Below are 12,335 nucleotides of genomic sequence, written 5' to 3'. Positions count from 1 at the left end.
TCCCAAAAACGAAAAAAGGCACAGCGAACTGTGCCAAGGATACGATGAAATCGTTATTTAGTGATCTGTTTGGCCGCGGTATCCAGCGCTTGTTTAACGCTCTGTTTGCCTTGCATGGCGTTATCAATCGCAGCGCCTTCTGCAAACCAGTAAGCGGTCATTTGCGGAATGTTCGGCATAATTTCGCCATTTTCCGCGTTGATCATGGTGGATCGGATGCGATCGTCGCTCTCTAGCACTTTCTGGAATGACTTTAACGTCACCGCGCCAAGCGGTTTGTCATCGTTCATGGTTTTCAGCGCATCATCTTTAAACAGATAGTTTTCTAAAAACTCCACCGCGAGATCGGTATTTGGACTGGCCGAGTTGATGCCCGCGCTGAGAACGCCAACAAACGGATTGCCTTTACCGCCGTTTAAGGTAGGCAAAACAGCCACGCCGTAGTTGACGTTCATTTTGTCCAAGTTGCCCCACGACCAAGGGCCGTTGATGGTCATTGCCGCTTCGCCTTTAGTAAAAGCGGCTTCTGAAACGGAGTAATCCATGTCTGGGTTGAGTACGCCTTGGTTAACCATGTCGACGAGGAACTGCAGGCCTGCGACGCCGGCTGGGTTATTCACACCAGTGCTCTTGGCGTTGTAGCCGCCGTCGATTTTCTCAAAGGCAAACGCGCCGCCAGATGAGACCACCGGCCAAGTAAAGTAGGCGTTTTTGATGTCCCACATGATCGCTTGCTTGCTTTGCTTTTGCATCTGCTTTTGAATCGCAGGCAGCTCTTCCCACGTTTTAGGCGGGTTTGGCAGTAAGTCTTTGTTGTAAATCAGCGAAGGCGCTTCAATCGCCAATGGGTAACCGACAATTTTGCCGTTGACGGTCACGGCGTCCCAACTGAAATCGACCAGTTTTTCTTTGAACTCTTTGCTGGGTTTCACTTCGTAAAGCAGGCCCGCTTCAGCGTAGCCACCAAAACGATCGTGCGCCCAGAAGATAATGTCTGGGCCGCCGCCAGTGGCCGCGTGCTGTTGGAATTTGGCTTCCAGCGATTCAGGGTGCTGGACGATCACTTTTACGCCGGTATCTTGCTCAAATTGTTTGCCAATTTGCGCCAGACCTTCATAGCTTTTATCGCCGTTGATCCAGATGGTGATTTCGCCCTCTTGCATCGCCATGACCGGCGTGGCAATCAAGGTTGCAAGCGTACAGACAGAAAGGGTTTTGATGACTCGTTTCATTGTTATTATTCCGTTTAATATGTTCTGAGTGGAATATTAACGTCTCTTTTCTGGCGGGAGAAATAGCTAAGCGATGCAGTGATATAGGAAAAATCGATATCACACTCTATTGCAACGCTTCTAAACCGTGTTATCAAGTCAACGGGCTTGTCACCTTAATGCGAATTTGTGAACAAGCCCAAAAACTAAATATTGCCTCGCCAGTCTTGGCGGAATTTGGCTATGTCGCGCGGCCGTTTATTGCTGCAACACCCAAGCGCTGGCCGCAAAGGGCGGCAGTTCAATCCAGACGTCCCCTTGCCCTTGCTGTACTTGCAACTGAATGTCGGCTTGCTCGCCAACCGCGTCGCTGAGTGTATAGCTTCCGTCGCTCAGGCCGAACTGGCTGAGCAACTTTTCAGGCAGCGTCACATGGCACGTATTACTCAGATCAGCAGAGAAATTACTCGCCGCCAAAACCAGCGTTTGCTGAGCAAAGCGAGCAAACAGATGGCAATGCTGGCCGAGTGCTCTTTGGTTAAGTGGATAGAGATCCATATACTCGCCACACAGAGCGGGGCAATTGAGGCTGAAGTTGAGTAAGCGGACGTAAAAGGCGCGCAGCGCTTTTTGTTTTTCGCTCAACAGGCCACCGTCAAACAGGCCGTTGTTCATCCATTTCTGATGTTCCGGCACGCCGATGTAGTCAAAAATCGAGGTACGACTTGGCAGGCCAAAGCCCGCGTTTTCATTGCCCGCCTCGCCGACCTCCTGACCGAAATAGATCATGCTGGGAGAACTGCTCAGCAGCGCTGAGACCAACATGGCCGGGCGACCATAATCGGCGTCGCCAGCAAATTCGTCGTGGGCCAGCCTCTGCTCGTCATGATTGTCGAGGAAATGCAGCATATTGTGCTCAATATCCATCATCTTGGCTTGAATTTCACCGATAATCGCTGTAGATGCTTTGCCCTGGATCACCGCTTTTAGCCCGTCGTACAAATCCACCTTGTCATACAGGTAATCCATTTTTCCCAGATGAATGTAATCGCGATAGAGATGAGGTTGGTAAACTTCGGCCATCAGAAAAGCGTCGCGGTTGCGCATCTTGATGTGTGAGTTGAGGTAACTCCAAAACTCAACCGGCACCATTTCGGCCATGTCATAGCGAAAGCCATCGACGCCAAAATCGAGCCAAAACAGCGCGATATCGCGAAACTTGCGCCAAGAGTTCGGCACCTCTTGCTGCTGCCAAAAGGCAAAGTGTTCCTCAAACGAACGCTGCGCGTAATCGGCTGGCAGTTCGGCGAAATCTTTGCTGCCATCGGGGCGTACGCCGTAGTTCACTTTCACCGTTTCGTACCAGTCATCAAAGTTGGGTTTGGCAAGTCGTGAGCCATTGCCAGTCCACTTGGCGGGAAATTCCTGATACGGCTTTGCCAACTGCGGGTGCGCTTCGCCGCCAAGGGGGGAAAACGGCGTTGGAATATCCGGCAGTTGAAACGCATGGCCGGGAATATAGTAAAAGTTGTTGTCGCGGTGATATTCGACCAAGGTATCGTCATCAGCACCAAAGTCGCGCACTCCTTCAGGGTTGTTTAATCCATGATACTTTCGTGCTACATGATTCGGCACGATATCGATGATAATGCGCATGCCATGGCGATGAGTGCGCTCAATCAGCGCGGCGAATTCCGCCATGCGCTCAGCCGGATTGTCGGCCAGATCTGGGTTGACCGAATAGTAATCTTTGACCGCATAAGGAGAGCCCGCCCGCCCTTTGACCACCGCCGGGTGATCGTTGTCGATGCCGTAGGCTTGGTAGTCGCGCACCAAAGCGTGATGCGGAACACCTGTGTACCAAATATGGTTAATACCCAGTTGTTTGATCGCCGCAAGCGCGTCGTCATTGAAGTCACTGAACTTGCCGACGCCGTTCTCTTCTAACGTTCCCCAGGGCTGGTTTCGGGCACATTGGTTGCCAAATAGGCGGGTAAAAACTTGATAAACTGAATATTTTTGCTTTTTCATTGTTTATTCACTTGCAGATGTAGGGTTGGTCAGCGGCTAATTTAGCGAATATGAAATGCATTGAACTCATCCTATGTGGGGGCGTAGAGCGAGGGAGCAAGTGACTGGAGAAAGCGACGTCCGTTTGGCTATCCTCGTAGAATAGCTCAAGAATTTGCGATAAAAGCCGTTAAACTTAACACTAGGCGTGGTTTAATTGGGCTTAGGATGAGCCAATGATAAAAGAAATGACACTATGAGTATGATGGCGGTTGCAATTGGTGCTACCAGCCTTTCATTGCTGTTGGTTTTTGTCTGGATGTTTTCGCTGTCATTAAGGAAGCAGCGTCTAGAACAGGAAAGGAAAGCAAAAGAGGCGGCGTATCGCAGGGCGATTGAAAAAGCGCGAGAACAGGAACGACAAGAACGCCTTTTTAAGGCGGAGAGTGGACACATTCCAACCATTTTGTTTTTAGCCAAGGAAGCAGAACGCACCAACTTAAAAGAGGCGTTCTATTGGTACAACAAAGGCGCACGTTTGGATAACATCAATTGCATGTATGGCATTGTACGCATCAGTGAACGCATGCGCGAAGATATGGTGATCAAGGAGCAAGCTAACTTCTGGCGATTGGTGATTGCTGGCGCGGAGGGCAACCTTGGAGCCAAGTTTGAGGCGGGGAAAGCGTTAGTTAATGGCCGCGGGGTGGAAAAAAACATTCCCAAAGGCTATGGCTTAGTTGAAGAGGCGGCGACGGAAGGCAGCTTAGATGCCATGCTGTTTATGGGCGATTGGAGCCAGTCTTATCAAAACCCAGACAAATCAAGTGATAGTGCGTTTGAGTGGTATCGCAAAGCGGCGGATTTGGGCAGCGTCGATGGGCAAATTCAGCTTGGCTTAAGCTACTTAAGTGGTTTGGGTACCAGTAAAGATCACACCAAAGGGACTTACTGGTTGGAGCGCGCGGCAGAAAAAGGCAGTGCGGAAGCGATGTTTCATGCTGGTGAGGCGTGGCGCGATTACGGTAAAACGGGCAATGCGCTGGCCTACGTGTGGCTGTTTCTGGCGTCGCATTTTGGTTATGAAAAAGCAAGGGCGATGCGCGATCAAGTGGCGACCAAAATCGGCGTAGATATTGTGGTCGGATTGCAATCGGTGGCCAAGCCGCTGATGAAGAAACTGGAAGCGGGCAAAGTCGGCAAACATTCGATTATCAAGGCGCTGAACAAGGTCTACAAACGCCCTGCGTACTTCCCACCGTTGGAAAAACCGCTAGACGCAGACACTCAGTTACTTAGCGATGACGCTGCGTTTGAAGAAACCTTGCTGGCGGATACGGTAGAAATTGAACAAGAGCCCGTTTCGCCAAGCGCCAACTCAGAAAAGCCTTCGCTTGATTTCTCGCAATCCTTTGTTACGCCGAAGAAGTAGCAAGCAGAGTGAACAGACTGCTCAGCAAAACGCCCGCCAAATTGGCGGGCGTTTTTAATCGCCGGTTGGTTTCGTTTGCGGCAACAGACGTTGGCTAGTTAGGCAATTACCGCAGTGACAAGGCCAATTAAGCCACCAAACACGCCGCCCCAAACCACCAGCCAGCCTAAATGTTGTTTGATCATCTTTTGCACCATCTCTTTGACCATTTTCGGCGTCAGCTCGTTGAGACGCTGATCGATGATGTTTTCAATATTGGCTTGGATCTCTTCCATCATGGCAGGCGCTTCCAACTCTTCTTTTAACGCCTGCTTAATGCTATCGCTCTGGCTAAGCTCAACCATGGCCGCTTGCATTTTTTCTACGAAGGGTTGTTTGAGTGGCACCAAGGCTTCTGTTCCACCAAACATCGCCAGCATGCCGCCAAACTGCGATTGGGCGATCACATCGACCAAAGAATCAAACGTTGGATTGAAATCCACTTTGGCAATAATCGGCTCAAGATTGAGGCTCTTGCCACCCGCCATCTCTTTGTTGAGGAACTTGTCGATGTTTTCGCGGGTGAAAAATTGTTCCATCATCAGGGTTTTGATCGCCGCTTTGAACTCTTCAAAACGCGCTGGAATGACCCCTGAACCATAAAGCCCCGGCACTTTTTCAAACAGCATATGAATCGCTAGCCAGTTAGTGATCGCCCCTGAAAAAGCAAACAGGCCAGCATAAAGAAGGTAATCGTTACTTAGCGCGTAACCCGCAGCTAAAGCGCCAAGCGACAGCAAATTAGTGATTAAGCTTTTGTTCATTAGTACAAAATCTGATTTGAGTTGAGTCATCGGTGCGGCGATTTTAATCACATTTTGTGATCTAAGCCACCCTCGCATGGAGGTTTAATCGCACGTTTTTCGCTAAAAAAAGCCCCGAATGAACGGGGCTTAGGTCAACAAACGGACATTTTTCACGACTGGATTTAGGCGATATTGCTGCTTTCTTCAGGGCAATCGTCGGCGAGGAACCCGCCAGTTTGATGGGCCCAAAGCTGCGCGTAGATGCCTTTGTTATCCAACAGTTCTTGATGCGTTCCTTGCTCGACGATGTTGCCTTTATCGAGCACGATCAGCCGATCCATCTGCGCGATAGTCGAGAGGCGGTGGGCAATCGCGATCACCGTTTTGCCTTGCATCAGCTCGTTCAAGCTTTCTTGGATAGCCGCTTCCACCTCGGAATCGAGCGCAGAAGTCGCTTCATCGAGTACCAGCAGCGGTGCGTCTTTGAGCAATACGCGAGATATGGCAACGCGTTGGCGCTGACCGCCAGAGAGTTTCACACCGCGTTCGCCCACTTGTGCATCGTAGCCGACATTGCCAAACGGATCGGTCAGCGTTTCGATAAATTCATGGGCATGCGCTTGCTTGGTGGCGCGCAGCAGCTCTTCTTCGCTGGCGTCGGGGTTGCCGTAAAGAATGTTGTCGCGGATCGAGCGGTGCAGCAGCGACGTGTCTTGCGTCACCATGCCTATCTGCGCGCGCAGCGAATCTTGCGTGACCTCGGAGATGGTTTGCCCATCGATCTTGATCTTGCCGCTTTCCACGTCATGAAAGCGCAGCAACAGGTTAACCAATGTCGATTTGCCAGCGCCAGAGCGGCCCACCAAGCCGATTTTCTCTCCTGGCTTGATGCTCAGATTGAGATGGTTGATCACCCCTTTGTTCTCGCCGTAGTGAAAGCTGACATCTTCAAATTCAATGCCGCCTTGCGTTACCGTGAGCTCAGTGGCTTGCGGTTTATCTTGGATGGCAATCGGCTTTGCCAGCGTTTTCATTCCGTCAACCACGGTGCCCATGTTTTCAAACAGCGCGCCGACTTCCCACATGATCCACATCGACATGCCGTTGATACGCAGTGCCAAACTGACGGCAATCGCAATCGCGCCGACACTGATTGCGCCGCCCAGCCACAAATAGATAGAGAGCGACGCAATGGAAAACACCAGCACATAGTTGGTGACTTGCACGGCGATGTTAAAGCCCGTGACCAGGCGCATTTGTCGATAGACAGTGCCTAGAAACTCGCGCATACCGTTTTCGGCGTACTGCGTTTCCCGCTTGCTGTGCGAGAACAGCTTCACGGTTTGAATGTTGGTGTAGCTATCGACAATACGCCCGGTCATGGTGGAGCGCGCATCCGCTTGTTCAGAGGCGACACTTTTCAGTTTTGGCACAAAGTAGAGCTGAATAGCAATGTAAATCAGCAGCCAAAACAGCATCGGTACCATGAGTCGCCAGTCCGCCGCCGCCAGCATCACGATGATGCTGGTGAAGTAAACCGAAACATAGACGAACACATCCATGGTTTTCATCACCGATTCACGCACTGCCAGCGATGTTTGCATCACTTTGGTAGCGACGCGGCCGGCAAAATCATCCTGATAAAAGTTCAGGCTCTGATTGAGCAGATAACGGTGCGCTAACCAGCGAATGGACATCGGGTAGTTGCCGAGTAGGGTTTGATGCACCACCAGCGAATAAACTACGACGAGCGTGGGCATCACCACCAACAGCACCAAGCCGTAGTAAATCAGCTCGCTTTGGTTTTGCTCGATAAAGGTACGAGGGTCGCTATTGCTCAGCCAATCCACCAGTTGGCCCATCGCGCCAAACAGGGAGACTTCGACCATGGCGACAATGGTTGACAACAGTGACATCAAAATCAGCGGTTTCTCAAAGCCACGGGTGTAGTAGCGGCAAAATGCCAGTAATCCCTCTGGAGGCTGCTCCGGCTGTCCGGCCGGAAACGGATTGGTAAAGCTTTCAAATCGTTTAAACATAAGGCGTCCTAAAGTAATGCACCCACACGGACGGAAAGTGCGGGTAAAACGAGACAGAGTGGTTTGGAAGGGCAAAAAGTAGTCTAACGGATTGATGAGGCAAATGTAACTAGTTGGTTATGGCTTTAAGACAATGGTTCGGCACAGGCGACACTCTGGAGACGGAATAGTGTGTTTATCGGCGATGTGTCGATAAATATTTCTGTTATATCCCACTTCTAGAGTAACTCTTGCTAAAGAAGGCGTGTGCTATGCTTAAAATCAGTAAAAGCATGGTTAACATTAATTTTACAATCTGCCTAATCTAGTGATAAGGAATGGACCGATGTTGTTACCGAATGAGACAAATTTATCGAAACAGAGCGTGCGACAAAACGCCAACTGCGTGGTGATGGTGCCGCCGAAAGAGTTTCGTTTTAATGAAGAGACCGCTCGCGACAACGAATTTCAGAACCAAATCTCCCTCGGCCAAGAGGCGGTGCGACAAAAAACCATGGCGGAGTTTAAAGCGATGGTGAGTAAATTGCGTCAGGAAGGGGTGCAAGTGGTGGAGTTTGATTACCCCGAGTCATCCGTCGCAACGCCGGACGCCGTTTTCCCGAATAACTGGTTTAGTACTACCGAAGAGGGCGCTTTTTTCACTTTTCCGATGGCGTGTGAAAACAGACGGGAAGAGGTTCGCCCGCAAGCGTTGATTGACGCGCTTATCGCCGCAGGGCGAGAAGTGACCCACCAAGATTCACTGACCCAATACACCCACGATCAGGCATTTTTGGAAAGCACGGGCGTGATGGTGATCGATCATTGCAACAAAACCATCTACGCTGCCTTGTCACAGCGTTGTGATCGCTTGGTGCTTGAAGAGTATGCCAAACGTATCGGCTACTCGCGCGTGATCTCATTTCAAACCCGCTTACCGTCGGGCAAGCCGATTTATCACACCAATGTGATGATGGCGATTGGCGAGAAATTTTGTGTGATTTGTGATGAGGTGATCCCTGAATTTGAACGCCGCTTCGTGCTCAAAGCGTTGGCGAAAGATAAGCAAGTGATCTCGATTTCGCTTGAGCAGATGAACCGTTTTTGCGGCAACATTTTACAGTTGGAAACGGTCAACGGCAGCAAGGTGATCGCCATGTCGCAATCCGCTTATGATGCGTTTTCAGAAGCGCAGCGCAACCAACTGGCCACGCACGGAAAACTGCTTCCCTTCGATGTGAAGACCATCGAAGAGATTGGCGGCGGTTCGGTGCGCTGTATGCTTGGTGAAGTATTTTTGCCAACGCGCAAAAGCGTGCTGTAACGGACCGCTTTATTCTTCGTTCAAACACGTTCGCCTTAAAATGAAAAAGACCAACCCAGAGTTGGTCTTTTTCATTTAAAAGTGGCGAGAATTTTGAGATCAATCGAGTAAAGCCGCAATCGGTGTGCGGTATTGCTTAAACTAACAGGGGGTTAAAAGGGGCGAGTAAATCCTTAGCCAGCGGTATTCGCCCGTGGTAAAGTTCGCCTTTATACCCTTTCTGTTTTCGTCTAGGTACGTTGCTATGCCATTTTCCTCTCTTTCTTTAAGCCCTGAACTGATTCAGGCTTTGCCGAAAAACATCGTGAAACCGAGCGACATTCAAACGCTGGTGATCCCAGAGATGTTGGCTGGCAAAGACGTGCTGGCGCTGGCGAATACGGGCAGTGGTAAAACGTTCGCTTATGGTTTGCCTTTGCTGGAAAAGCTCAAAGCTGATACTCAGCAGCAGGCTCTAGTGTTAGTGCCTACGCGCGAGTTGGCGCAGCAAGTCACAGAAGCACTTAGCCCAATTGGTCGAGCGCTCGGTTTGCACACCGTGTGTCTGTCCGGCGGAGTCGATAAAGAGTTGCAACTGCAAGCGCTGGCACAAAGGCCGAATCTATTGCTGGCGACCACAGGGCGTTTGCAGGATCTGATCAAAAGCGGGTTAGAGCTGAGCGAAGTTGGCTACTTAGTGCTGGACGAAGCGGATCGGCTGCTCGATATGGGCTTTTGGCCCGAGGTGCAGAAGATTGCCGAGCAAACCGCCCATGCACGGCAAACCGCGATGTTCTCGGCAACGTTTTCGGATGAGCTAAAGCACAAAGTCGCGCAGCTGATGCCAGACCCTGTTCAACTGGCGGCTCACGCGCAAAACAGTACTAATCAAGATGTGGCGGAAACGCTCTATCTCGTCAATAAAGGCAGTAAAACCAAAGCCTTTATTGAGCTTGTACAGCAAAAGCAATGGCCACAGGTGTTGGTGTTTATTGGTGCGAAAGAGAATGCCGATGGCTTATGTAAAAAGCTCAATAAAGCGGGCGTCGCTGCCAGTGTCCTGCATGGGGATAAAAGCCAAAGCGAGCGAGAGGCGGCGCTTGCGCAGTTCAAAAGTGGCCAAAGCCAAGTGCTGATTGCGACGGACGTTTTAGCGCGCGGTGTGCACATTGAACAGTTACCAGTGGTGATCAACTTTGACCTGCCTATGCACGCCGAAACCTATGTACACCGAGTCGGTCGCACTGCGCGAGCCGGACAACAAGGTCTTGCTCTTTCGCTGGTGTGCCACGGTGAAATGGAAACGCTCAATGCCATTCGCCACCTCACGCAACGTGAATTGCCGGTGCAAAACTTAGAAGGTTTCACGGTTACGGATCAGCCCTCAACGGGCGAGAGTAAGCGCGCTCCGCGCGACAAAAAAGCCAATCGCCGCACGCAAAATAAAAACAGCATCAAACAGTTCCAAAGTAAACCGACCCAGCCGAACCCGCGCGTAAGATAATCACCTTGGCGAACGCTTAAATCCATCGCGCAGTCGCAACTCTAGAAATAGAGTTTATCCTGCCAGTTGTACTCACAAGAGCGTTATTGGTTGGTATGGGTGCTGTGACATTTAACCCTTGCCGATGAACAGCAGCGGTAAGTTGGACCGCCGAGCGATAAGCGAACAGTGAACAACCAAGGAGTAGTGCTTTGCCAAGCCACGATGCATGCATTATTTGTGCTATTAATAGTAATAGCGATAACTTACAACACTATCGGGTTGCCGAGCAAAATGGGTTGAAAGCCGTGCTCGATATCTTCCCGATAGCCGAAGGTCATGTGCTGATTCTGAGCCGCAGTCACGTCTCTCATCTTGAGCAACTCTCTGCTGAAGAACATGCAGAGCTGTTTCAATTTACGCCTTCAAACAAGGCCGATTCTGCTTGCTATGCGTTCTGTCATTCGTGAATTGCTAACGTTCGATTTTCTGAAAACGATCTCGTTCAGAAGCTGTTGGTGGGGGAGAGTAAGGTGTAATTGCCCAAAAGTTTGTCAGAACAATTTGTTAGAACAATAAAAAAAGGCTGATTGATAACTCAGCCTCTTAAAACCCATAGTGTGAGCTTGTTCTTTCTAGTTTGTACAACGATGTTTATATTCAAAGCAAACACCAATCATTGGCTTGGTTTTCATAATTTGATTTTTCTTTTTTAAGTTTGAACCAAATTTTCTTTCTGCCATTATTCTTCAAAAAACATCTCCAAAACCACACCTCTTTGACCGCTTGATATTCTTTTAAGCAGGTTGTTTACTGAACTTTTATTAAGTAAATCTTTCTTGATTTTAAATTTTTTATTATAAGAATTATTCATGGAATCGATATTTTTATTAGACATACTATGCCCCTTATTTATTAAATAGTTAAGGTGCACTGAACATGTGTTATTTTATGATAGAGAATGAAGGGCGATTGCAGAGAAACTTGTTAAGGATGACGCTGGAAAAACTGGCTTTATACTTTTTATCTGAAACAACTCTAGGTCAGAGCTACTACTTCCTTATCACTTTATTAGGCATGATAAGGAAGCCAAAGTTTGTAAGACTACTAAATTGTCGTTACATTTTCTGCCTGAAGACCTTTAGGTCCTTTACCCACGGTAAAAGAAACCTTGTCACCTTCAACAAGTTTTTTAAACCCATCACCAACGATGTTTCGGAAGTGAACAAACAGATCATCACCATTATTCTGAGAAATGAAACCGAAACCTTTAGTTTCATTAAACCACTTTACTGTACCAATTACTTGATTAGACATATTATGCCCCTTATAAAAAATTAAAATTAAGGTGCACTGAACATAAGCATTATTTTTTTGATAGAGAATTAAGGGAGATACAGAGAAAAACTTGCTAAGGATAACGCTGGAAAACTTACTTTATTTTTTTATCTTGAAACAACTCTTTGTCAGAGCAAAATCGACTATACAGGTTTAAAAAATTAAAGATAGCTTTATTTTTATTTTATTTATCCTAAGGATGAAAATCGCAAAACCTGTGTACGCGATGTGATTCGACTTAGTCACATGATAATCAAACAAAAACTGAGGAGATAGATTCATTTAAGGTGGTTATTTATACCTAGCAAGCTTCTGTCCCAAAAGACGCTAAAGCCACGCCCACTATCGGTGTGTAGGTGTGGCTTTTCTCTCTGTGCCTTTGCAACTGGTCGGCGAAAGCGGCCCGATAGTTCTCTTGGACAGAATGTCGGCGAGCCTCGTTTTGAAAAATCCAACTTCACACGCTTCTTTGCCTCGATGGCGGAAACGACCGATCTGATTTATCTCTATTTATCTCTCTGAAAGTAAAAGCCACTACCATCACGAAGATTAGACAAAGCGCGCTGAGAAAATTTGCTCAGCTTTCACTCTCATCGCGGTAACAGCAAAGCCGCACCGTTATCCCTATCAGAATCTCTTAGTGAAGGTGAATCGCGCCCTTTCTATTTCTCTTAACGTCTTTCAACTGCAACACTAAACATCACAAATCGTGATGCTCGTTGCACCACCTGCGCTAATTGGGGCTATGTTTAATC

General features: G+C 48.7%; 10 protein-coding genes. 4 read left to right on the top strand and 6 right to left on the bottom strand.

The features are described from left to right. Positions 1 to 53: 53 nt before the first annotated feature. Both malE and UF06_RS16325 read right to left on the bottom strand, forming a co-directional pair. The gene (malE, locus tag UF06_RS16330; RefSeq protein ID WP_045571370.1) at positions 54 to 1,232 is read right to left on the bottom strand and encodes a maltose/maltodextrin ABC transporter substrate-binding protein MalE; all 1,179 of its coding nucleotides are present in this window, start codon (positions 1,230 to 1,232) and stop codon (positions 54 to 56) included. A gap of 237 nt (positions 1,233 to 1,469) precedes the next feature. Continuing rightward, a complete protein-coding gene (locus tag UF06_RS16325) occupies positions 1,470 to 3,242 on the bottom strand; it encodes an alpha-amylase family protein (protein ID WP_045571369.1) in 1,773 nt (590 codons plus the stop codon). Between the two features lie 235 nt (positions 3,243 to 3,477). On the opposite strand from UF06_RS16325, the gene UF06_RS16320 reads away from it, so the two are divergent. Continuing rightward, the gene (locus UF06_RS16320; RefSeq protein ID WP_045571368.1) at positions 3,478 to 4,653 is read left to right on the top strand and encodes a tetratricopeptide repeat protein; all 1,176 of its coding nucleotides are present in this window, start codon (positions 3,478 to 3,480) and stop codon (positions 4,651 to 4,653) included. 98 nt (positions 4,654 to 4,751) lie between these two features. Here UF06_RS16320 and UF06_RS16315 read toward each other — a convergent pair whose 3' ends face one another. Both UF06_RS16315 and UF06_RS16310 read right to left on the bottom strand, forming a co-directional pair. Next, a complete protein-coding gene (locus UF06_RS16315; protein ID WP_045571437.1) occupies positions 4,752 to 5,456 on the bottom strand; it encodes a DUF445 family protein in 705 nt (234 codons plus the stop codon). 164 nt (positions 5,457 to 5,620) lie between these two features. Next, positions 5,621 to 7,477 (bottom strand): ABC transporter ATP-binding protein, encoded by a 1,857-nt coding sequence (locus tag UF06_RS16310; protein ID WP_045571367.1) that lies wholly within the window; start codon positions 7,475 to 7,477, stop codon positions 5,621 to 5,623. A 325-nt stretch (positions 7,478 to 7,802) separates the two neighbouring features. Here UF06_RS16310 and UF06_RS16305 point away from each other — a divergent pair, with 325 nt between their 5' ends. The 3 genes from UF06_RS16305 to UF06_RS16295 all read left to right on the top strand — a co-directional run bounded on the left by UF06_RS16305 (position 7,803) and on the right by UF06_RS16295 (position 10,712). Beyond that, a complete protein-coding gene (locus tag UF06_RS16305; protein ID WP_045571366.1) occupies positions 7,803 to 8,780 on the top strand; it encodes an arginine deiminase-related protein in 978 nt (325 codons plus the stop codon). 244 nt (positions 8,781 to 9,024) lie between these two features. Beyond that, a complete protein-coding gene (locus tag UF06_RS16300; protein ID WP_045571365.1) occupies positions 9,025 to 10,263 on the top strand; it encodes a DEAD/DEAH box helicase in 1,239 nt (412 codons plus the stop codon). Positions 10,264 to 10,454: 191 nt separating this feature from the next. Then, a complete protein-coding gene (locus tag UF06_RS16295) occupies positions 10,455 to 10,712 on the top strand; it encodes an HIT domain-containing protein (RefSeq protein WP_052702572.1) in 258 nt (85 codons plus the stop codon). Positions 10,713 to 10,984: 272 nt separating this feature from the next. Here the strand turns inward: UF06_RS16295 and UF06_RS26915 are convergent, their stop codons facing one another. Then, a complete protein-coding gene (locus tag UF06_RS26915; protein ID WP_171816745.1) occupies positions 10,985 to 11,140 on the bottom strand; it encodes a hypothetical protein in 156 nt (51 codons plus the stop codon). 209 nt (positions 11,141 to 11,349) lie between these two features. After that, on the bottom strand, positions 11,350 to 11,559 hold the full coding sequence (locus UF06_RS16290) for a cold-shock protein (protein ID WP_045571364.1): 210 nt from the start codon (positions 11,557 to 11,559) through the stop codon (positions 11,350 to 11,352). Positions 11,560 to 12,335 lie beyond the last annotated feature (776 nt).

The organism is Vibrio sp. S234-5, from assembly GCF_000960595.1.
Classification (GTDB): domain Bacteria; phylum Pseudomonadota; class Gammaproteobacteria; order Enterobacterales; family Vibrionaceae; genus Vibrio.
Note: the sequence above shows the minus strand (reverse complement) of the source record. Positions and strands in the feature narration are given on the sequence as shown.

Excerpts from the sequence above, each read along its gene's own strand:
- UF06_RS16315 (WP_045571437.1), bottom strand. The coding sequence starts at position 5,456 with ATGAACAAAAGCTTAATCACTAATTTGCTGTCGCTTGGCGCTTTAGCT.
- UF06_RS16325 (WP_045571369.1), bottom strand. The coding sequence starts at position 3,242 with ATGAAAAAGCAAAAATATTCAGTTTATCAAGTTTTTACCCGCCTATTT.
- UF06_RS26915 (WP_171816745.1), bottom strand. The coding sequence starts at position 11,140 with ATGTCTAATAAAAATATCGATTCCATGAATAATTCTTATAATAAAAAA.
- UF06_RS16320 (WP_045571368.1), top strand. The coding sequence starts at position 3,478 with ATGAGTATGATGGCGGTTGCAATTGGTGCTACCAGCCTTTCATTGCTG.
- UF06_RS16310 (WP_045571367.1), bottom strand. The coding sequence starts at position 7,477 with ATGTTTAAACGATTTGAAAGCTTTACCAATCCGTTTCCGGCCGGACAG.
- UF06_RS16290 (WP_045571364.1), bottom strand. The coding sequence starts at position 11,559 with ATGTCTAATCAAGTAATTGGTACAGTAAAGTGGTTTAATGAAACTAAA.
- UF06_RS16300 (WP_045571365.1), top strand. The coding sequence starts at position 9,025 with ATGCCATTTTCCTCTCTTTCTTTAAGCCCTGAACTGATTCAGGCTTTG.
- UF06_RS16305 (WP_045571366.1), top strand. The coding sequence starts at position 7,803 with ATGTTGTTACCGAATGAGACAAATTTATCGAAACAGAGCGTGCGACAA.
- malE (WP_045571370.1), bottom strand. The coding sequence starts at position 1,232 with ATGAAACGAGTCATCAAAACCCTTTCTGTCTGTACGCTTGCAACCTTG.